At 47.8% G+C, this 19,478-nt stretch carries 23 protein-coding genes and 1 pseudogene; 23 read left to right on the forward strand and 1 reads right to left on the reverse strand.

The genetic code is table 11. The features are described 5' to 3' along the window. Positions 1–2: 2 nt before the first annotated feature. The 14 genes and pseudogenes from H9Q77_RS12300 (at position 3) to H9Q77_RS12365 (ending at position 11,825) form a co-directional block, all read left to right on the forward strand. Positions 3–875 (forward strand): DUF6017 domain-containing protein, encoded by an 873-nt coding sequence (locus H9Q77_RS12300; protein WP_005361053.1) that lies wholly within the window; start codon positions 3–5, stop codon positions 873–875. Between the two features lie 77 nt (positions 876–952). Beyond that, the gene (locus H9Q77_RS12305; RefSeq protein WP_055156483.1) at positions 953–1,933 is read left to right on the forward strand and encodes a DUF3991 domain-containing protein; all 981 of its coding nucleotides are present in this window, start codon (positions 953–955) and stop codon (positions 1,931–1,933) included. Between the two features lie 13 nt (positions 1,934–1,946). Continuing rightward, complete coding sequence (locus H9Q77_RS12310; protein WP_055156485.1) at positions 1,947–2,171, forward strand: hypothetical protein; 225 nt, start codon at positions 1,947–1,949, stop codon at positions 2,169–2,171. 32 nt (positions 2,172–2,203) lie between these two features. Beyond that, a complete protein-coding gene (locus H9Q77_RS12315; RefSeq protein WP_005361060.1) occupies positions 2,204–2,485 on the forward strand; it encodes a helix-turn-helix domain-containing protein in 282 nt (93 codons plus the stop codon). Positions 2,486–2,567: 82 nt separating this feature from the next. Next, the gene (locus H9Q77_RS12320; protein WP_117468897.1) at positions 2,568–3,470 is read left to right on the forward strand and encodes a hypothetical protein; all 903 of its coding nucleotides are present in this window, start codon (positions 2,568–2,570) and stop codon (positions 3,468–3,470) included. A gap of 126 nt (positions 3,471–3,596) precedes the next feature. After that, positions 3,597–5,525: an LPD1 domain-containing protein gene (locus tag H9Q77_RS12325; protein ID WP_249327162.1), complete on the forward strand. Its 1,929-nt coding sequence runs from the start codon at positions 3,597–3,599 to the stop codon at positions 5,523–5,525. 18 nt (positions 5,526–5,543) lie between these two features. Continuing rightward, entirely contained in the window at positions 5,544–6,374 is an 831-nt protein-coding gene (locus H9Q77_RS12330; RefSeq protein WP_025580367.1) for a hypothetical protein, read from the forward strand. Beyond that, the gene (locus H9Q77_RS12335; protein WP_005361068.1) at positions 6,371–6,787 is read left to right on the forward strand and encodes a DUF3846 domain-containing protein; all 417 of its coding nucleotides are present in this window, start codon (positions 6,371–6,373) and stop codon (positions 6,785–6,787) included. The genes H9Q77_RS12330 and H9Q77_RS12335 overlap by 4 nt, the downstream gene beginning before the upstream one ends. Positions 6,788–6,804: 17 nt before the next feature. Further along, positions 6,805–7,620, forward strand: a complete 816-nt coding sequence (locus H9Q77_RS12340; RefSeq protein ID WP_249325773.1) for a hypothetical protein — start codon at positions 6,805–6,807, stop codon at positions 7,618–7,620. A 45-nt stretch (positions 7,621–7,665) separates the two neighbouring features. Then, positions 7,666–8,142, forward strand: coding sequence for a PcfB family protein (locus H9Q77_RS12345; RefSeq protein WP_005361074.1), 477 nt, complete (start codon positions 7,666–7,668; stop codon positions 8,140–8,142). Beyond that, positions 8,139–9,158, forward strand: a pseudogene (locus H9Q77_RS12350) (type IV secretory system conjugative DNA transfer family protein); the annotation flags it as partial. The gene H9Q77_RS12345 and the pseudogene H9Q77_RS12350, both read left to right, overlap by 4 nt. Before the next feature lie 90 nt (positions 9,159–9,248). After that, entirely contained in the window at positions 9,249–11,129 is a 1,881-nt protein-coding gene (locus H9Q77_RS12355; protein ID WP_249325774.1) for a recombinase family protein, read from the forward strand. Positions 11,130–11,155: 26 nt separating this feature from the next. Continuing rightward, the gene (locus H9Q77_RS12360) at positions 11,156–11,509 is read left to right on the forward strand and encodes a TnpV protein (RefSeq protein ID WP_097784692.1); all 354 of its coding nucleotides are present in this window, start codon (positions 11,156–11,158) and stop codon (positions 11,507–11,509) included. Positions 11,510–11,525: 16 nt separating this feature from the next. Beyond that, a complete protein-coding gene (locus tag H9Q77_RS12365) occupies positions 11,526–11,825 on the forward strand; it encodes a hypothetical protein (protein ID WP_021650276.1) in 300 nt (99 codons plus the stop codon). A gap of 27 nt (positions 11,826–11,852) precedes the next feature. Here H9Q77_RS12365 and H9Q77_RS12370 read toward each other — a convergent pair whose 3' ends face one another. Next, positions 11,853–12,221, reverse strand: a complete 369-nt coding sequence (locus tag H9Q77_RS12370; RefSeq protein ID WP_021650277.1) for a helix-turn-helix transcriptional regulator — start codon at positions 12,219–12,221, stop codon at positions 11,853–11,855. Between the two features lie 144 nt (positions 12,222–12,365). Between H9Q77_RS12370 and H9Q77_RS12375 the strand changes: the two genes are divergently transcribed. The 9 genes from H9Q77_RS12375 to H9Q77_RS12415 all read left to right on the forward strand — a co-directional run bounded on the left by H9Q77_RS12375 (position 12,366) and on the right by H9Q77_RS12415 (position 19,476). Beyond that, positions 12,366–12,551, forward strand: a complete 186-nt coding sequence (locus H9Q77_RS12375) for a helix-turn-helix domain-containing protein (RefSeq protein WP_097784691.1) — start codon at positions 12,366–12,368, stop codon at positions 12,549–12,551. Next, positions 12,548–13,219 (forward strand): response regulator transcription factor, encoded by a 672-nt coding sequence (locus H9Q77_RS12380; protein ID WP_117738869.1) that lies wholly within the window; start codon positions 12,548–12,550, stop codon positions 13,217–13,219. Before H9Q77_RS12375 ends, H9Q77_RS12380 begins: the two co-directional genes overlap by 4 nt. Continuing rightward, positions 13,216–14,229 (forward strand): sensor histidine kinase, encoded by a 1,014-nt coding sequence (locus H9Q77_RS12385; RefSeq protein ID WP_249325775.1) that lies wholly within the window; start codon positions 13,216–13,218, stop codon positions 14,227–14,229. Before H9Q77_RS12380 ends, H9Q77_RS12385 begins: the two co-directional genes overlap by 4 nt. 101 nt (positions 14,230–14,330) lie before the next feature. Further along, on the forward strand, positions 14,331–15,098 hold the full coding sequence (locus H9Q77_RS12390) for an ABC transporter ATP-binding protein (protein WP_005924873.1): 768 nt from the start codon (positions 14,331–14,333) through the stop codon (positions 15,096–15,098). After that, on the forward strand, positions 15,085–17,325 hold the full coding sequence (locus tag H9Q77_RS12395) for an FtsX-like permease family protein (protein ID WP_330595954.1): 2,241 nt from the start codon (positions 15,085–15,087) through the stop codon (positions 17,323–17,325). Before H9Q77_RS12390 ends, H9Q77_RS12395 begins: the two co-directional genes overlap by 14 nt. Positions 17,326–17,337: 12 nt before the next feature. Next, positions 17,338–17,571 carry a permease gene (locus H9Q77_RS12400; protein ID WP_249325776.1) on the forward strand — a complete coding sequence of 78 codons (234 nt, stop codon included), beginning with the start codon at positions 17,338–17,340 and terminating at the stop codon, positions 17,569–17,571. 463 nt (positions 17,572–18,034) lie between these two features. After that, positions 18,035–18,448 (forward strand): RNA polymerase sigma factor, encoded by a 414-nt coding sequence (locus tag H9Q77_RS12405; RefSeq protein WP_249325778.1) that lies wholly within the window; start codon positions 18,035–18,037, stop codon positions 18,446–18,448. A 103-nt stretch (positions 18,449–18,551) separates the two neighbouring features. Continuing rightward, positions 18,552–19,004 (forward strand): RNA polymerase subunit sigma-24, encoded by a 453-nt coding sequence (locus tag H9Q77_RS12410; protein ID WP_119624259.1) that lies wholly within the window; start codon positions 18,552–18,554, stop codon positions 19,002–19,004. 10 nt (positions 19,005–19,014) lie between these two features. Beyond that, positions 19,015–19,476: an RNA polymerase sigma factor gene (locus H9Q77_RS12415; protein ID WP_009296689.1), complete on the forward strand. Its 462-nt coding sequence runs from the start codon at positions 19,015–19,017 to the stop codon at positions 19,474–19,476. Positions 19,477–19,478: the final 2 nt, after the last annotated feature.

The raw sequence follows: 19,478 nt of genomic DNA on the forward strand, positions 1-19,478 counted from the left end.
CAATGGCAGTATTCCGTGTAGAGAAAACAAAGGACTTTACGATAATGAGCAATCACCATCTGCGCAATACGGAGTTGTCCTTAAAGGCAAAGGGGCTTTTATCACTTATGTTGTCGCTGCCGGAAGATTGGGATTATACCACAAAGGGACTCGCCCATATCTGCAAGGATGGTGTGGATTCTATCACTACTGCCCTGAAGGAACTGGAGCGGCATGGTTATCTCACCAGACAGCGCCTCCGCTATGATAACGGGCAGTTGGGAGACATTGAATATACGATCCATGAGCAGCCTGTAAGTACCGAAAACACAGGGCTTTCACCTAAACGGGAAAATCCAAGACAGGTTAAACCAGAACAGGCAAAACCTAAACAGGCGGAACCTGAACAGGAAAATCCGGCACAATTAAATACTAATCCATTAAAAACAAAAAAATCAAAAAAAGATAAATCAATAACTTATCCATCAATCTATCCGGCAGAGCCGGAAGCGGCAAACCGCACGGATGGGATGGATCGGATAGAGCTGATAGAAGCCTATCGTGAAATCATCAAAGAAAATATTGAATATGACTTACTGGTCTTACGGTATGGCAGGGAACGTTTGGATGAAGCCCTTGAACTTATGCTTGAAGTGATTTTGTCGAAACGCCCTTACATTCGCATTGCCGGAGATGATTTTCCGAGGGAGATCGTCAAGAGCCGGTTCCTGAAGATCAATTCCGGCCACTTAGAGTATGTCTTTGACTGTATCGACAAGAACACAACGAAGGTCGGAAACATCAAAGCGTATCTGTTGGCGGCGCTGTATAATGCCCCGGCTACAATGGACAGCTATTACCGTGCCGAGGTCAATCACGACCTGTACGGCTGTTAGGCACCTTTGGGTGTCTTTTTTCATTTCATCACAGGAAGGAGGCAAAGCACAATGAAAAGAAACACTGTGCCGGTACTATGCCCGGCGTAACCAAAGAACAGATTCAGGCAGCGCGGGAAGCTGACTTGTTTACTTACCTGCAATTCCATGAACCCGGCGTGCTGAAACAGGATGGACCTAATTTCCGGCATAAGGAGCATGACAGTCTGGTATATGTGACCGGGAAAAGGTACTGGTACTGGAACAGCCGCGGACGGAGTATCAATGCGCTGGACTACCTGATCCAGATTCGGGGATATGGTCTTGTGGATGCGGTTCATGCTCTGGTAGGTGGCGAAATCCCACAGGAACCGGCTTACCGAAGTACGGCAGAAATACAGGTATCAAAAGAGCCGGAAAAGAAAACATTCGCTCTCCCCTGGGCCAGACGTTGCGCGACCGCTGCGGTCTCCTATTTGCAGAAACGGGGGATCAGCTCAGAAGTCATTCGCCAGTGTTTACAAGCCGGGATTTTTTACGAAGCCCGGTATCATGGAGAACCGGTTTGTGTGTTTGTTGGGAAAGATGATTCCGGGAAAGCGAAGTTTGCCTGTATGCGCAGTATCAGCGGCAATCTCAAAAAGGATGTCTATGGCAGCGACAAAGGATATAACTTTTGTTATCCCCCGCAAAGTCCGGGCAGCCGGCATGTGGCAGTCTTTGAAGCTCCTATTGATGCGCTTTCCCATGCGACACTTCAAGAGCTGGAGGGATGGAAATGGAATGGTTATCGCTTGTCTTTGGGCGGTACTTCCCATGTGGCGCTGACTTCTTTCCTGGAACGCCACCCGGAGATACGGCGTGTTACCCTTTATATGGACCACGACCTTGCCGGATTTGTCAATGCCCGGAAAATCAAGACCATGCTTCACGAGGATAAACGTTTCCGTCATATCCGGGTAAGTGTCAACCCTCCCCGGATGGGAAAAGATTACAATGAGAAATTGCTGCTGGTTCGGGAACAACTGCAAACCAGCCAGCACCAACGCCGCCCAAAAGAGGCGGCTGTTTCAATTTAGGGAGGATTTCAACATGAATGGATCTCAACATATCTGCTTTACAGACAGCGCCGGAAAAGCGCTGTTTTCCATTCCCGACAATGGTTTACTCTGCCTGTTCTATGGAAACGGGGACAGGCACTTTGCTGTTTGTCATCGTCTGGATGACACCCATGCAGAAATTGACGGGGTAAATTATTCGCTGCCGGATTTTGCCAAAAGGATGAAACACAACCAGATCAGCTTTGCTCCGGCATAAGGCTGGAAAACAAATAACAGGAGGATTTGAAAATGAAAAAAATTGAAAATACCGCTTTGCAGATGATTGCCGAGGCTTCCCGGTGTCCAGACTACGGCCCCGATATGGTTAAATCGCTGATGAAAAAGCTGGACATGAACGAAAAGGGCTTTGCTCTTTTGATGAATGTTGCCCCATCCACAGTGCGTCTTTGGACCAGCGGAGCTGCACAGCCCTGCGGCACAGCAAAACGCCTCATGCAGATTTATGAAACCGGTCCGGAGATTGTCGGCAAGATTGCCGGCGGGCAGCTACCGGCAGATGGGAGGGATTGATTAAATGGCGGAGACAGATAGCCAGCCGTTTGCGGAAAATGAGCAGGTCAAAGAGCTGCTTCACATGAAAGGAGGAATTTGATTGAATCAGGAACCACTACCGCAGATTCATTTGATCCGTGATACAGACTTATCCGTCTTTGCGTATGAGCTCCATATTTTTGCCGGAGATTTTCTTAGGGAATGCGAATTTAATATGCGTTCTCTGGCGACAAATACCGGGGCTGATTCCATTGCCATCATGGGAAAAAATCACATATGGCTTTCCGACGCTTTGTTTGCTTATTGTTCTACGGCGGATCTTTATCAAATGATCTCAACAACGGAGTTTATCGGAGCGAGGGCTTTCCTGTTTCATACGGATCGCAGAGAGGGCGGTCACTTGTACGGAGATGTCCTGATGATGGATTTAGACACGCTGCGGCAGGATATAAAAAGAAATATCCTCTATCCTTGCGGCGTCAATATCGAACGCAAAGATGGTTCAGCGGCTACGGTCAGCCTGAAAGAATGGACTGAAATGGAGCTTTACGAAAAAGATGCTCTGAAAAGTTGGGGGTTTTCTTATGCCCCGAATCAAGTTACGGAATGGCAGTACCACTATTCCACGATGTTCAGACAGTGGATGGATCAGGCATTTCGTTATATGCCCCAGGATTTAGAAGAACGCCTGAATATGCAATATATGGAGGCAGCCCAGAACCCGGATATGGATAAGTACCGCATACCACAGGGAACGGCAAAGCAGATGCTTCTTTATGACGAAGCCCCTGTGTATCGCCTTCTTCCATCCGGTTCGGAGAAAATTGCGCCCATCGCGGCAATCTCTACGGGCCTGTGGTATGAAAATTACCGGGAGTTTGCCATTGCACCGGAGGATTTAGGCGCTCTGGACAAACTGATCCGCAGGGAAACTGACCGGCTCACAGGAAACCTCCCACAACTTCACAAAAACGAAGAACGTCGCCCTGCCCCGGAGCGATAAGAATTTTACACTGACTGGAGGTGATGAAGATTGGCAGGAGTGCATGAAGATTTCGGTGAAAAGATCGGCGGTGCGAAAAAAGACCTGTGGAAAGACCGCGGGCTGTATGCGGATGATCTGGAAGCCATGAATGAGCGCGAAGCCGAAAAATTTGTGAAAAAGGATAATGTCTGGAAAAAGCCGGACTATGCAGCCATGCTGGAGGAAGGGATTCCTCTTGGCGTGGTCTATTTTATCAAAAAAGCAAGGGACGGCTTAAACGCCTCTCCTCAGTATTACCGCACGGATGACACCCCGGAAAAACGGACTGCGAGGCAAAAGGAGTATATAAAAACAGTCCGGGAATTGCAGACAGTGCTTTCAGATGTCCGTACTGTGGAGGATGCCATGAGAGCCTATGACCGCTTTTTCGTTGACAATGGATATTTAGAAAAGGTACAGGGCTGGGTAAGCGGAATCCATTACCGGGCAACGAAAAAGGGTCAGGACAATCCCGTGATTACAAACAAATTATCCAATACTATGCTGATCCGCTCGGCTGAATATTTTGAGCGCAACTTTACTCAGAAAGCAAAAAAGGAACAGTTTTGTGTTTCCAAAGAGCAGAAAATACCGAAAGGTTATGCGATCCACTTCAACGACGGGAAACATACCTATTCTAAAAATGATGACTGGAAACCCGGTACCTACTATGTGACAAAAGGCTATTCGATCCTGCGGACCAATTTTGAGACCAAAGAAGCTGCCCTGAAATGGGTGCAGGAACTTGCCAAAGGCAGGAACAAAAATGGGAAGATCCGGTTTGTCCCTCCCCAGCTCGCCCATGTCAAACGTACCGGCCCGGATTATCGGAATGGCGTGGAGATCACCGGACAGCATTATCTTGATACATTTGGATTCCGCGGCGGCGAGTTTGGAAACTGGATGAACCAGAACGACCGTCAGACGTCCCTTAACATGGGATTTGAAGCACTAAAGGATCTGGCGTCAGCCCTTAAGATCAGCGAAAAAGATATTGCTTATCAGGGAACGCTTGCTATCGCTTTTGGTGCAAGAGGCAGCGGCAATGCTGCGGCTCATTATGAACCTTTGCGTACAGTCATCAATCTTACGAAAATGCACGGGGCCGGTTCGCTGGCACATGAATGGTGGCATGGACTTGACGATTATCTTGGTACAAAGATGGGCGCAAAAGGGATGCTGTCAGAACAGCCCCGCCTCTATGCGCCGTTCCAAAAACTCATTGACACCATGAAGTATAAACCGGAAACACCGGAACAGGCAGCAAAGCGCACGGAAGCACAAACAGAACGCACCCGGAAAAATGCGGCAAGCTGGCTGGATTCCTCGGTTCTTGCCTCTCTGAAACGGTATGGCAATGAGGAACAGATGGAAACCTACGCAGTCTTGCGGGAAGCATTTTTGTCCGGCGAACCCGGCTCTGTGGGACAGATCAGCGCATTTAAGAAGAATGTTACCGGCCGGGTAATTCCCAAAAGTGAACGGGAACGGCTGGAAATTTTTGAGCGTATGCTTTCCAGGATGCAGGCGCAGGAAGCTCCGCAGATTGGACGGACGGAAACTGATTTTTACCGTAATTCGGTACGCATGGGAAAAGAATGTGAAAAAGACGGCGGTTATTGGGACAGCAATGTGGAAATGACAGCCAGAGCCTTTGCCTGTTATATCAAGGACAAACTGCCCTACACATCGGATTATCTGGCAGGCCATGCCGACTGTGCCCTTACCCTGGTTTCCGGTAAAGACGGAGAAATGGAGGTATTGAAAGCCTTTCCTGTGGGGGAAGAACGCCGTGCGATCAACGCTGTTTTTGACGAGATCATTCAGGATTTGAAACGGGAACAGCTATTGACCCATGCCGATGTAACGCTTCCTCTCTCTGTTTCTGAACTTCGTGAGGCAGCGGACGGTCAGCTATCCATGTTCGGCGTCGGCCGTCCTTCCGTGATGGATCAGCTTGCGGCAAACAGACCGGCAGATAAAAAATCACCGGCACAGACGATTTTCAGAAAAAACCATGAGCCGGAAATATAGCAGGAGGTGAACAGCATTTTGGAAGAAAACAGGGATTACCATGCCTACCGGTATGGCGACCACTTGACGCCGGGATCAGAGCTTAAAATTGAACACAGCGTAGTTTGTGAAAATGTGGATATTTCTACTCTGATCACAATGGGAACCGATAGCCTGGAAGCCATGCGCCAGGGAAGTATTGACGGGGAGCAGAAAGCCTATGAAATCGTGGTGGCTGCTGCAAAACAGTGGGAACAGCAGGCAGCGGCAACACAGACGATCAACCGGGCTTTGGAATATCTTCGTACACCGGAGATCGAACATACCGGCAACCAGTGGAAAGACACCGATAACTGGAGGGCGGATCAGAAAATCAGCAACCGGGTCTATCAGATGACCTGCAGTATTTGGGAAGATACGAAATATGACAGAGAAACCAAACAGAGTGTTCCGATTGCCTGGTATGTGACATGGGAAGTCCGTATTCATTCCCCGAAGCAGGGATATGGAGCAAAGATTGCCGGACAAAACCAGAAACGATATACAGATAAGAACGCAGCCATAAAATACCTGGACGGGCGAAAGAAAGCCTATTCCCATTTATTCACGGAAATTTCCCCGCCGATCCCGAAAGAATATGAGCACCATTTTATGGTTCACGGTACTCTTTTACCTGGCTATACGGTTGAAGGACTGGAACAGGCCAAAACGGAACATGCCGCCGCCGAGGTTTCGGAGGGCGGTATTTTTACACCCGAAAACCAGGAGAAGCCTTCCGTCCTGGGGAAGCTCTCTGTGGCAAAAACTCAGGAAAAAACGCCAACCACTCCCGGTACGGCAATGAAAAAGAAGGAGGATATACAATTATGAAAGTGTTAATGGTAGAGCCGGGCAAGTCCCCTTATGCTGCGGAGATCGAAAGTGGTCTGAAATCCTTGCAGGCGGCAGTGGGCGGAGATATTCAGGCGGTCTATCCGTATGAGGACCCGGTGGCTCTGATCTGCAATGAAGAAGGCAAGCTGATGGGGCTGCCTTTGAACCGAGCTCTCTTTGACGATGACGGCCACATCTATGATATTGTGTCCGGGAATTTTCTGATCGTTGGTCTTGGCGAGGAAAATTTTACAGACCTTTCCCCGGATCTGATGGAGAAATATGGGGAGCAATTCAAGTACCCTGAAAAATTTGCAAGGCTTGCCGGCGAGATCATTGCAGTCAAGCAGCCTGCAACCAATGAGCACCGGGAAAAACCGATGATGCACCATTCCGGCCCGGATTTGTAGAAAGAAAGGAGCCAATTATGTTAATTGCAGTAAATGAACCTTATGCCCTTATGGTGCAGCCGGACGATATTCTGATCTCTCCCCGTGAGGTAGATGAACATTTTGGGACGATGGTATGCTTTCATCCCCGCTATGCGCTGGGCGACCATCACAACCATATGGACAAAGATGACTTCCTGCGGGAAATGTATTTAGATACCGTAGGACATGATGAAGCCGGCATGAAACGCTATGAACGGATGGTAAACATTGTAAGCAGCCGTTTCCGGCATGGACCAAAGACAGAGGAACGGGCGATCGATGAAGCAATGCAGAAAGTAATTTCGGAAAAGTATCTGATGCTCCCCCTCTATCTCTACGACCACTCAGGTCTTGCCATGAGTACAGAAAGTTTCTCAGGCAGGGCTCCTCATGCAGAATGGGACAGCGGACAGGTCGGCTGGATCTATGTTTCCAAAGAAGATGCCCTAAAGGAATTTGACGCTGACAAGATGACCGGCGCCATCCGGCAGAAAGCGGACGCACTGATGCGCAGCGAAGTCGCCGCTTATGATTCCTATCTGCGTGGCGAATGTTATGGGTTTGAGCTTTATAAAAACGGGGAGCTGTCGGATAGCTGCTGGGGCTTTATGGGTAACTTTTCCGATGTGTTGAAAGATATGGCGGCATACCTCCCGGATGAGTGCAAAGGGATGGTCGATCATCTGGAGGAACAGGAACGCCCGGCTACGATCATCAAGACGCTTTTGAAACATGCTAAAATTCAGGTCGATCAGGCAGCAAAAGCCTTTGAACACGCTTCCCGACAGCAGGTTCTTGGGGAAAGCCGGTAAAAAGTTATTTCCATATTATAAATACCGATTTTATCAGAAAGGAGGATGCTCTTGCAGGAAGAACTCGAACAACGAACGGTTTCTGTTTCTATACAGGCAGCAAAACTGTCAGGGCGGGTACTGCGTGCGGCTATTGCTGCGGTACTCCAAAAGATGGAACAGGAACGCACAATGCCAAAAGTCGGGCGCAACAGCATGAAGCGGCTGACTTATAAAGACCCCGGAGCCAATACCATTGAAGTTTCAGGGCGAATCCGCTCTTTTGAACGGTATGCCAGAAAACATCAGGTACGCTACCATATAGAAAAGGAACTTGGGACCGATCCCCCAAAATGGACGGTATATTTCAAGGCAAACCAGGCGGATGCACTGACGGCAGCTTTTAAGGAATATACAAAGAAAGACCTTACACGCAGCACCAGACCGTCGCTGCTTATACAGCTTCATAAGTTCAAAGAACTGGCACAGTCGCTTGGCCGTGACCGTGTAAAGAACAAAGAACACGGAGGACCGGAACGATGAAGATTGATGCAGAAACATTGAAAAAACAGGTCATTCTCCATCTGCCTTATGTTCTGTTCCTTCTGGTATTTGCCAAGCTGGGCGAAGCGGTGCGGCTGGCTCCCGGAGCAGACGCTTCCCAAAAGCTGTTAGGACTGTCCGAAGGCTTTGCCCTTGCGTTTCAGAGTATGTGGCCGGGGGCGGCAATGGACTGGCTGATCGGTTTCTGCGGTGCAGCCATTATGCGGCTGGCAGTCTATCTTAGAGGGAAAGACGCTAAGAAATACCGCAAAAATGTGGAATATGGTTCTGCAAGATGGGGAAATAAAGCCGATATTGCCCCGTTTATGGACCCAAATCCGGAAAACAATATCATTCTTACCCAAAGTGAAGGACTGATGTTAAACGGAAGGCCCAAAAATCCGGCCAATGCAAGAAATAAAAATGTACTGGTAGTCGGAGGATCAGGTTCGGGAAAAACGCGCTTTTTCATCAAGCCCAATCTGATGCAAATGCACAGTTCCTACGTCGTCACCGATCCGAAAGGTACAGTCCTTGTGGAATGCGGAAAGATGTTGCAGCGAGGCACACCAAAGCTGGACAAGGACGGAAAGCCTGTGCGTAATGAAAAAGGAAAGATCATCTATGAGTCCTATAAAATACGGGTATTCAATACGATCAATTTCCAGAAAAGTATGCACTTTAACCCGTTCGCCTACATTCATTCCGAGAAAGATATTCTGAAGATCGTCACTACCCTAATCGCCAATACCAAAGGCGAAGGAAAAGCCGGAGACGATTTCTGGGTCAAGGCAGAAACCCTGCTCTATACGGCACTGATCGGATATATCTATTATGAGGCTCCGGCAAACGAACAGAATTTTGCCACACTGGTAGAAATGCTGAACGCAATGGAAGTCCGTGAGGATGATGAGTCGTTCAAAAATGCCGTTGACCTTCTCTTTGACGCGCTGGAACAGAAAGACCCGGATCATTTTGCCCTGCGTCAATATAAGAAATATAAGCTCGCTGCCGGTGATATATGCTCTAAGTGACTTCTTAATCATGATTTTGTCATGGTTAGTGAAGCAATCACTTAGAGCATTTTTGTTTCAGGAGGTACAGCCATGAGAAATGAAAAAATTACCCCACTGTACGAGCGCCTGAGCCGGGACGATGAGTTACAGGGCGAGAGCAATTCCATATCCAACCAAAAGCAGATGTTAGAGGATTTTGCCCGCCGGAATGGGCTGCCCAACCCTACGCACTTTACCGATGATGGTATCTCAGGCACCCGTTTTGACCGCCCCGGATTTTTGGCGATGATGGAGGAAGTGGAGGCAGGGCGTGTAGAGGCAATCGTCATCAAGGACATGAGCCGGTTAGGGCGTGACTATCTGAAAGTCGGCCAGGTCATGGAGATTTTGCGGCAGCGCGGCGTCCGGTTAATTGCCATCAACGATGGCGTGGACAGTCTGAAAGGCGACGATGATTTTACGCCCTTCCGCAATATCATGAATGAGTTTTACGCCCGCGACACCAGCCGGAAAATCCGCTCTGTGTTTAAGTCAAAAGGCATGAGCGGTAAGCACCTGACAGGCACCGTGATTTACGGCTACTTGTGGGATGAAAAGCGGGAACATTGGCTGGTAGATGAGGAAGCCGCCGAAGTGGTACGCCGTATCTTTTCCCTCACGCTGGAGGGATATGGGCCTTATCAGATCGCTTGCAAGTTGTCCGCAGACCGGATTGAAATTCCTGTCGTACACCTTGCCCGATTCAACGAAGGTGTGAACCGTTCAAAGCCGGTCAAAGACCCCTATGGATGGGGATCATCTACCATCGTGAACATTTTGAAAAAACGAGAGTATTTAGGGCATACCATCAATTTCAAGACCCGCAAGCACTTTAAGGACAAGAAAAGCCACTATGTTTCTGAGGACGAATGGACGATCTTTGAGAATACCCATGAAGCCATTATCGACCAGCAGACCTTTGATTTGGCGCAGAAAATCCGCAGCAATGTACGGCGTTATCCAAACGGCTGGGGCGAAGCGGCTCCCCTCACAGGCTTGCTCTATTGTGCCGATTGCGGCGGCAAGATGTATGTCCACCGCACCAACAATGGCAAGCGGATTTCTCAATATACCTGTTCCAATTATACCAAAGTTCCGTGTGGGACACTATGCCCTACACAACACCGTATCAATGAGAGTGCTGTCCTGACATTGGTTTCCGACACGCTCCGGGCTATCGCTGAATATTCCAGAAATGACCGGACGGAATTTATTCACACCGTTCAGGAAACGCAGGTTGCTCAACAGAGTGCCGATATATCGAAAAAGCGCAGGCGTCTGGCTGCTGCTCAAAAGAGAGCCGGAGAACTGGAAAAACTGATTTGCAAAATCTATGAGGACAACGCCCTCGGCAAGCTGCCGGATGCACGATATAAGGCGCTTGATGCACAGTATGCCAAAGAGCAGGACGCACTTGAGATTGAAATTGCAGAGCTGGAAAAGGCTGTTACCGGCTATGAGCAGAGCCAGAAATCAGCGGAGAAATTTATAGCCCTGATTGATAAGTACGAGAATTTTGACACTCTGACAAACACCATGCTCAATGAGTTTGTAGAGAAAATCCTTGTCCACGAACGCGCCCGAAAAGGCAGTCAGGACACCACGCAGGAAATTGAAATCTACTTCAATTTTTTAGGACGCTATATCCCACCATCCTTACAGCCGGTTCCTTTAACCCCGGAGGAACAGGAAGAACTGCGGAAAAAAGAAGAACGCAAGGACAGGCTTCATCAGAATTATTTGAAGCGGAAAGCCAGCGGCGCACAGAAACAGTATGAGGACAAAATCAAGGCGAAGAAAAAAGCGGAAATGGACGCTAAGAAAGCCCTGATCCGGGCTGAGGATATGAAAAAAGGTGTTTTTTCTACTATCGGTCAGCTACCAAAAGAAGAACCGCGCAAAGGCAGCATAGCAGCCAGCGCAGCAGTCTAATCATCACGAAGCAAAGGAGAATGAAAATGAGTAAGTTGACTTACATTCGTTGTGGAGATTATGATATACCCAACCTAAAACTTTCTGAACAGCCGGAAACTTCTATCGGCAAGTACGGCAGGATGAGAAAATCCTACCTAAAGAAACATCGCCCCATTCTCTACAACCAACTGTTGATGAGCGAGAAGCTGTATCCACACCTGTTAGAGATTGACCGGACAGCGCAGGAGCGCGTGGACACCATGTTGCCTCACATGATGGAGACTGCGGGTGTCACGGAAGAACTGAAAGCCTGTGACCCTATGCGTTGGGTGGGGCTGATGAACACATTAACGGCACAGATTGAGGAAATTTTAATCAGGGAACTGATTTGCAGCTGAATGGGAGGTGCGGGAAATGCTGACCTTTGAAAAGATTTTGAAAGTGTTTCAGGCATATCTGGATGATGATCCACTGTATGAGGTAGTTCAGACCAGCCACGGTTATACATTGATGGCATGGGAACCCCACCGGAATGACTGGTATAGCGCTGAAATACAGAAAACCCCGGAGGATTTACGGAACGCTTTGTTGGGTACATACGCCAACTTTCTGGAAGATAAGATTACTGGAAATGACCGTGACCTGACTGTGACAGAAACCGGAGAAATCCAGCAGAGGTGCCGGGAACTTTTGGAAAAGTGCAGGGAAACATGATACAGAAACGCCAGAAGGAGGCCGCGATTATGCGTCCTCCTTCTGCTTCGCAGTCTGTTCCATTTTGAGCGCCCCGTCTATGGCACCTTCGATAATCGGCAGGTATTCTTCAGGGCAAAGCTTCAGCTTGTGGCTGACCCGTTGCCGCTGTTCGCTTTCTTCTCGTATAATCTCCGGGTTAAAATACCGTTCCACGGGAAGTCCGCAGACCTTAATCAACTGGATCATCACAGGCAGGCTCGGAATCGCACCTTGATTCTCAATGTTGGCAAGATACCGCCATTCAATCCCAACCATTTCTGCCAATGTTTTTCGTGCCAGACGCTTTGCCTCTCGTGCAGCTTTGACATCTGCGCCGAAGGTTTCAAAACCGGGACAATCTTCAACTTTCGCCATATAACATCACCCAGTTACATTGTATAATTCATACTTTGCCCGTGGAATGTTGCTATATGCAGGTTAGTTGAAGTTTATAATTCACATTTCGTTCCTTGCATTGTTCGAGAAAGAGAACTATAATGTACTCTGTGGAGGTGCGAAATGGACTATATGACATTGAAAGAGGCCGCCGAGAAGTGGGGCGTGACACCTCGTAGGGTAAACTACTATTGTGCCAGTGAGCGTATCCACGGCGCTGTGAAGATGGCTGGTGTTTGGCTGATCCCTAAAACTGCGGAGAAGCCAGTTGATGGCCGGACAAAACAAGGAAAGGTGCAGAAAGCATGAAACTATCTAAAATTATGATAATTGAAGATGATCCTGTGATACAGGGAGAATTACAAACTTTATTGAATGGAAATGGATATACAACGCTTGGAGTAAGGAATTTTTCCGCTGTGACAGAACAGATTCAGGATGAAAAGCCACATCTGATTTTGTTGGACATTAAGTTACCCGGAGAGAATGGTTTTGCTTTATGCTCTAAAATTCGTACCTTTTCCGAAGTGCCGATCATCTTTGTGACAAGCTGCAACACGGATATGGACGAGCTGAATAGCATTATGTTGGGTGGAGACGCTTTTATCACGAAGCCCTATAACACAGCAATCCTGCTTGCAAAAATTGCTTCTCTGCTGAAGAAAACCTATCCCGCACAACAACGGGAGAAGATCGTCTATGGAGATGCGGTGCTGCATCTGGAATCCAGCAGTTTGGACTATAATGGACGGAGCGTAGAACTTACTAAGAACGAATTGAAAATTCTCTATTATTTGTTCAAGAACGGTGGAAAAATCTGTTCTCGCGGAGATATGATTGAGTATTTGTGGGACAATCAGCTATATGTGGATGACAATGCTTTGAGCGTCAATATCAACCGCATCCGGGAAAAACTGGCGGGCATCGGTCTGACGGATTTTATCAAGACAAAGCACCGACAGGGGTACACGATATGAACAGCAGACGATATTGGAAAAACAGGCTACCATTTCTGCTGACGAACCTTGTTTGTATGGCTGCACTCACTGTATTTTTGCTGGTGTGCGGCAATTCGGTTTCCGCAGTAGTATTGATTCTGATTGTATGGGCATTGATTTTGCTGACGGGACTTGTCCTCACTTACTGGAAACGGAAGCGGCAGATGAAAAAACTTCTGGATATGGCGGAGCAGCTTTCCGAAAGATACCTCATTTCCGAAGTGATGGAGCTGCCGGAACAGGCCGAGGATCAGGTTTACTATCAGCTTTTGAAAATGGCTGGAAAATCCATGTTGGAACAGATTGGAGAAGTCGAGCGGGAACGCCTGGAGTACAAAGAATACATTGAGCAATGGATTCACGAAATCAAAACGCCCATTACTGCCATGAAACTCCTATGTGAAAACCACCGGACGGACTGGACAAAGGAACTTCTGCTGGAACTGGAAAAGACCAACCGCTTTACCGAACAAGCTCTTTATTACGCCCGCAGTGAGCATACAGAGAAAGATTATTCTGTCCGGGAAATGGCACTGTCCCAAGTGGTGCATCAGGCGATTGCAGATAATAAATATCTGCTGCTCCAAGGTGGTATGCGTCTGGAAGTGGAGGAAATGCAGGACACGGTTTATTCAGATGAAAAGTGGGTGCGCTTTATTCTGAACCAACTGATTGCCAATGCGGTCAAGTATCGTACGGAACAACCGGTTCTCCGCATTTCTACTCATAAACGGCAAGATCAGGTTGTTCTTGTCATGGAGGACAATGGAATCGGGATTGCTGCGTCCGATCTGCCCCGTATCTTTGAAAAGGGATTTACCGGTCAGAATGGTCGTATGGTCCAGCAGTCCACAGGCATTGGCCTGTACCTATGCAAACGGCTCTGTGAAAAGCTGGGCATTGGCATTGCGGCAGAATCATCGGAACAAGGAACCGCCATTTCCATGGCGTTTCACATTAACTGTCTGATCCATGAAGTGCAGGGCTGATTGCTGTCCTGCACTTCTTACATTTTTGTTAGAACTTTGTAAGAAAACTTGATACAAACGAGGCCACTCTTATTCTACAATAGAGATCAGAGGTGATAACAATGAAAGAAATTTTGAAACTGGATCATATCCAAAAATATTACGGAAATGGCGGGAATGTTACAAAAGCAATTCAGGACATCAGCTTTTCCGTTCAGGAAGGGGAATTTGTAGGAATCATGGGAGCATCCGGTTCCGGCAAGACTACCCTGCTCAACTGTATTTCCACCATTGATACCGTCAGTGCGGGACATATCTATCTGGACGGAACCGATGTGACGGAAATCAACGAAAAACAGATTGCCCGGTTTCGTCGGGAGAATCTTGGATTTGTATTTCAGGATTTTAACCTGCTGGACACTCTGACAATCTCGGAAAACATTGCCTTGGCACTGACTATCAACAAGGTTCCTGCAGGTGAGATTGATGGGCGGGTGCGGGAAATGGCCGGAAAGCTGAATATCACGGATATTCTGGATAAATATCCCTATCAGGTGTCCGGCGGTCAAAAACAGCGGTGTGCCTGTGCCAGAGCTATTATCAACCAGCCAAAGTTGATCCTGGCGGACGAACCTACCGGCGCGTTAGATAGTCACTCGTCACAAGCCTTGCTCTCCACAATCCAGAGTATTAACGAAAGCCTTGACGCCACAATCCTGATGGTAACACACGACGCTTTTTCGGCAAGCTATGCCAATCGTATTCTCTTTTTAAGAGATGGTGCGATCTTCACGGAAATTCTCAAAGGCAGTGATTCTCGTAGGGTTTTCTTTGAAAAAATCTTGAATGTCCTTACCATGATGGGAGGGGGTGTGAATGATGTACACTAAACTCATTTTCAAAAATGCAAAGCGGTCAGGAAAGGACTATTTGATTTATATTGTGACCATGACACTCTGTGTCACATTGTTCTATGCGTTTTTGTCTATCAGCAGCACCCATTATCATCCGACCATTGGTGCGGAATATAATATTTCCCTGCTGGCTGGAGGTATGAAACTGGCGATTTGTGGGATTAGTCTGCTTCTGTTGTTTCTGATCCACTATGTCAATCGTTTCATGCTGAGAAAAAAACAATCGGAGTTTGCAGTTGAGGCAACCCTGGGAATGGAGCAAAAAACCATAGGACTGCTCTTTTTTGGAGAGACTTTTTTCCTGCTCATATTCTCTGTGTCGGTGGGAATCCTTCTGGGGATGGTCGTTTCTCAGGTCATTACGGCTATGCTGCTTGCTTCTTTTGGGGAACCCTACGCTTTTTCTTGGTCTTTTTTTCCAGATACCGTGCTGCTGACCGTGGGCTTCTTTGTTGTTTGCCAGATTCTGGTTGGAGTCGGGAATGTCAGAATTCTCAATAAAAGTAGGATTATTGAGCTTATGACGGCAAACCGTCAGAATGAAAAACCGCTTCATAAAAGCAGATGGATGCCGATGATCTGTATTTTCTATGGCATTATGCTGCTGTGGATGCTGGAGGTAGGTGCTGTAAAATATCATTTTTACTTCGATCCCAGACATCCGCTTCCTGTAAAGCTCATGTATTGGGGGAATGTCCTTTTCCCTGCCGTGACGCTGCTTTGGGCAATTGCAGTTTCTTTTTTACACAGAAAAATAGGATTTTCCCCATATCTTTGCGGGCTTCTGGCTGGTGCTGTATTGACCGCTATCCCGATTTTTTCCATCGCAGAACTGGAAAAAGCCTACTTCCTTGGATTTGACGCCCCAACTCTGAATCAATATTTGCTGTTTGGGGTTGCGGATATTTTGTTTATCATTTCCGCAGTCATGTATTTATCGAATGCGGCGCTCCTATACTGGAAGGAGTCTAAAGTGTCCCGCAAATATCACAATACGAGTTTATTTCTGTTTGGACAGCTTTCCTCTAAGCTGGCTACCAATACGAAAACGATGACGATCATTTGTGTGACCCTGACTTTTTCTATCTGCTTGTTTGTCATTGCGCCAGTTTTGACAGGATGGAGTCTGGGCTATTTGGATAGTCGGGCAGTCTATGATATTCAAATTTCAAGCCGCTACAACGATGTTTATGAAGTGGAAAATCTTCCGGATACAGACTATGAGGAAATTACTGCGTTCATAGAACAAAACAACATAGAGATAAAGGACGATTTGACTTTTTCGGAATATCTTCCTCAAAAAAGCGACTTTCACCAGCGGGTAAAGTACGACTTTCCTCCCTTGGCGATTGCACTGAAGGATTATAACGCTGTTCGGAAAATGTTGGGATATGAACCTATTATTTTAAAAACGGATGAATTTGCTACCCACTGGCATAGTGCGGCAGAGGACAAGGATATTGAAAACTACATCGCTGAGCATACTTTACTGGAAACGGACGCAGGCACTCTGAAACTCAGTGAGAATGCAGTGTTTCAGGAACCTGTGGGGGAATCCATCTATAATCTATATACAGATGTGGTGTATATCATACCGGACGAGATAGCGCAAGTCTTGCTTCCGGTACAGAGCAACCGATTTGTGATGACCCAATATCCGCTTCCCTTCAAAACGGCAGAAATGCTGGAACAGCTTCTTGGGCGTTCTTATCCAGAAGATCCTGATAAAGACAATCTGGCAGGATACAGTACAACTGTCCATACTACGGAAGTGAACCGTATAATCGCCCTTAACTTTATCCTAAAAGCGTCCTTGATCTATGGTGCAATTGTGCTGATGGTGATGTGTCTTACCGTGCTGGCTCTTCAGCAGCTCCTAGATGCAGAAAAAAACAACTACAGATTTTCGGTTCTGCGAAAAATGGGAGTGGAAGAGAAGGACCTGCATACTTTGGTTCTAAAACAGCTTGGTGTTTGGTTTGGGATGCCGATCACAGCGGCAATCGTTGTAGCAATGATTGTGATTGGCTATTTTCTTCAAAGTGTTTCTGCTGAAATCTCAGCTTATATTGGCTGCGGAGCCTTGATGCGGCAAATAGGTATCATTGTCGGGATTTTCGCTTTGCTGCTGAGCTGCTACTTTCTCAGTACATGGCTGCTGTTCCAGCGTTCGATTCGCAGCAACTCCGATAGCGTAAGGTGATGGGAGGAAGATATGTACTGGAAGTTAGCAATTCAAAATATCCGCAGAAGCCTGCGAGATTATATCATTTACTTTGTGACACTTACCTTGATTGCGCTCTGTGATGTCCTTCTATTTAGGGATGAGCTGTTCTATTATGAGAGCTTCGGTCTGTTTGCTGTTCTAATTCTGGTTCAGTTGGCAGCGACTGGAGTAGCAGCGTTTCATATTTATCAAGAAAAAAGATTGAATAGAAAATACCTATAGATTCATACATCTGCCGGACGACGGCAAAAGAAAAAAAGCCGTCGTAAAGCAGACACATTTCCACGCGCCTATGAAGCGGCGGCTTTGATTTTCAGAGCCGCCGTTTCTTTTCGTCTATCCTAAACCAACGACGACCTAACACCGTGTAAATCCACGGCGGCATATAGGAGGATTGCCGCCGTGTCTATTCTTGTCTTTTTTCACAGTACCCATGACCTGCACCAGCTAAAAAAAGCCTGCTCCCGACAGCGGAGCAATGTGGTCAGCAGTATGCACTATACCATGTAACTAAACAGCAAAATATACTCTATTACGCTCGTATGGCTTTATGCCGTCCGGGCGCTTTTTTGTCCCTATGGAGCCGGAACATCGGGTCAGCATGGCCCGAACTTTATCCCCGGTGCCGCGCCCCGCCTGCTCCGTTCAGATTTTTTTCAAAAAATTCTGAACGGAGGAAAGGCAGATGGAAGTTATCATCAATTATAACGGACAAGCCCTGTCCGTGGAAGTCACGGTTGAAGTCTACGAATACCTTGACCGCGCCGATCACAAGACGGAAAACCTTGCCCATGAACAGCGGCGGCATTGGGATGGCCGGGAGTTTGACGAGTACATCATTACCACCGAGGGTGTAGGGGTCTACGGCGAAACGCCGGAGGAATACCTTTGCCGCATGGAAACGCTGCATGAGCTGATGGCTGTTCTGGACACCTGTACCGAGGCCCAGCGCCGCCGGTTCCTGCTCTATGCGCTTGACGGGCTGAGCCTTGCAGAGATCGGTGTGCTGTGCGGCTGCTCCAAAGTGGCTGTGTATCAAAGTGTGGAGGCGGTCAGAAAAAAATTTATAAATTTCTTTGAGAACAGGCTTAACGAATGACCTGTTTTCTGGCTACCAAGTGAAAGGGATCATTTCCCTTATCTCAGCGAGGGGCGGACAGCGGACGAGCTGCCCGCCTCTCCAATTTTCAGGAGGTAAGCCTATGAAAACAATCAATCTGCGGTGGATGTATCCCCACTACCGGCATGACGAGTTTGTGGATGTTACGGACGAGGTATGGGCAGCGATGTATCAGGCCCAGCGGGAGATGGAGAACTATGAGCGTCGGAAAGTCTACCACCGCGCCTACTACTCTCTGGACGCATACAGCTGGCTGGAAAATTACGCACTGGAACACAGCAGATCACCGGAAGATATTTTGCTGGAACGAGAAGAAATGACCACGCGACTGCGCCTGATTGCAGCTCTGCCGGTGGCTCTGGCTCATGCCACTCCGGCACAGTCCCGCCGTGTTCACGCCTACTACATTGCCGGTATCAAGCAGCCGGAAATCGCCCGGAGAGAGGGTATCCATAGCAGTAAGGTCAGCGTTGCCATCCACCGGGGACTGCGGAATATGCGCCGTTGCTATGATGACCTTTTTCAAACAGAGTGAGGGCGTGCCTATGCAGACCATCAATCTCAAACAATATTATCCATTTTGCAAAGAGGACATTTTTGTGGAGGTGTCCGATGAGATCGTCGAAGCGTTTCTTCTGGACAAGAGAGCCGAGGCCGCCAGAGATCGCAAGATGTTCCGGTATAAGGCGTTTTATTCCCTCGATTGTAACGATGGAATCGAAAATGCCGCCATCGGCTGGGCGCAGCCATCGCCGGAGGACTACCTGATAGAAAAAGAAGAATTAGCCGAATACGAAGAATTGATACGGCGATTGTACGAAGCCATTTCTTCCCTGCCGCCTATGCAGGCTCGCCGTGTCCATGCCCGCTATATGCTGGGTATGAAAGTGAAAGATATTGCCGCAATGGAGGGTATCACACCATCACAGGCGGGAAAATCCATCCACGCTGCACTGCGGAGGCTGCGCCGGTACTTTGCTCGACAGAAATGGACGGTCAATCTATGAGT

This window comes from Simiaoa sunii, assembly GCF_014337175.1.
GTDB classification, from domain to species: domain Bacteria; phylum Bacillota; class Clostridia; order Lachnospirales; family Lachnospiraceae; genus Acetatifactor; species Acetatifactor intestinalis.

Bases quoted from the DNA above. Each gene is read 5' to 3' on its own strand.
- H9Q77_RS12300 (WP_005361053.1), top strand. From the start codon at position 3: ATGGCAGTATTCCGTGTAGAGAAAACAAAGGACTTTACGATAATGAGC.
- H9Q77_RS12305 (WP_055156483.1), top strand. From the start codon at position 953: ATGCCCGGCGTAACCAAAGAACAGATTCAGGCAGCGCGGGAAGCTGAC.
- H9Q77_RS12310 (WP_055156485.1), top strand. From the start codon at position 1,947: ATGAATGGATCTCAACATATCTGCTTTACAGACAGCGCCGGAAAAGCG.
- H9Q77_RS12315 (WP_005361060.1), top strand. From the start codon at position 2,204: ATGAAAAAAATTGAAAATACCGCTTTGCAGATGATTGCCGAGGCTTCC.
- H9Q77_RS12325 (WP_249327162.1), top strand. From the start codon at position 3,597: ATGAATGAGCGCGAAGCCGAAAAATTTGTGAAAAAGGATAATGTCTGG.
- H9Q77_RS12335 (WP_005361068.1), top strand. From the start codon at position 6,371: ATGAAAGTGTTAATGGTAGAGCCGGGCAAGTCCCCTTATGCTGCGGAG.
- H9Q77_RS12340 (WP_249325773.1), top strand. From the start codon at position 6,805: ATGTTAATTGCAGTAAATGAACCTTATGCCCTTATGGTGCAGCCGGAC.
- H9Q77_RS12345 (WP_005361074.1), top strand. From the start codon at position 7,666: ATGCTCTTGCAGGAAGAACTCGAACAACGAACGGTTTCTGTTTCTATA.
- H9Q77_RS12355 (WP_249325774.1), top strand. From the start codon at position 9,249: ATGAGAAATGAAAAAATTACCCCACTGTACGAGCGCCTGAGCCGGGAC.
- H9Q77_RS12360 (WP_097784692.1), top strand. From the start codon at position 11,156: ATGAGTAAGTTGACTTACATTCGTTGTGGAGATTATGATATACCCAAC.
- H9Q77_RS12365 (WP_021650276.1), top strand. From the start codon at position 11,526: ATGCTGACCTTTGAAAAGATTTTGAAAGTGTTTCAGGCATATCTGGAT.
- H9Q77_RS12370 (WP_021650277.1), bottom strand. From the start codon at position 12,221: ATGGCGAAAGTTGAAGATTGTCCCGGTTTTGAAACCTTCGGCGCAGAT.
- H9Q77_RS12375 (WP_097784691.1), top strand. From the start codon at position 12,366: ATGGACTATATGACATTGAAAGAGGCCGCCGAGAAGTGGGGCGTGACA.
- H9Q77_RS12380 (WP_117738869.1), top strand. From the start codon at position 12,548: ATGAAACTATCTAAAATTATGATAATTGAAGATGATCCTGTGATACAG.
- H9Q77_RS12385 (WP_249325775.1), top strand. From the start codon at position 13,216: ATGAACAGCAGACGATATTGGAAAAACAGGCTACCATTTCTGCTGACG.
- H9Q77_RS12390 (WP_005924873.1), top strand. From the start codon at position 14,331: ATGAAAGAAATTTTGAAACTGGATCATATCCAAAAATATTACGGAAAT.
- H9Q77_RS12395 (WP_330595954.1), top strand. From the start codon at position 15,085: ATGATGTACACTAAACTCATTTTCAAAAATGCAAAGCGGTCAGGAAAG.
- H9Q77_RS12400 (WP_249325776.1), top strand. From the start codon at position 17,338: ATGTACTGGAAGTTAGCAATTCAAAATATCCGCAGAAGCCTGCGAGAT.
- H9Q77_RS12405 (WP_249325778.1), top strand. From the start codon at position 18,035: ATGGAAGTTATCATCAATTATAACGGACAAGCCCTGTCCGTGGAAGTC.
- H9Q77_RS12410 (WP_119624259.1), top strand. From the start codon at position 18,552: ATGAAAACAATCAATCTGCGGTGGATGTATCCCCACTACCGGCATGAC.
- H9Q77_RS12415 (WP_009296689.1), top strand. From the start codon at position 19,015: ATGCAGACCATCAATCTCAAACAATATTATCCATTTTGCAAAGAGGAC.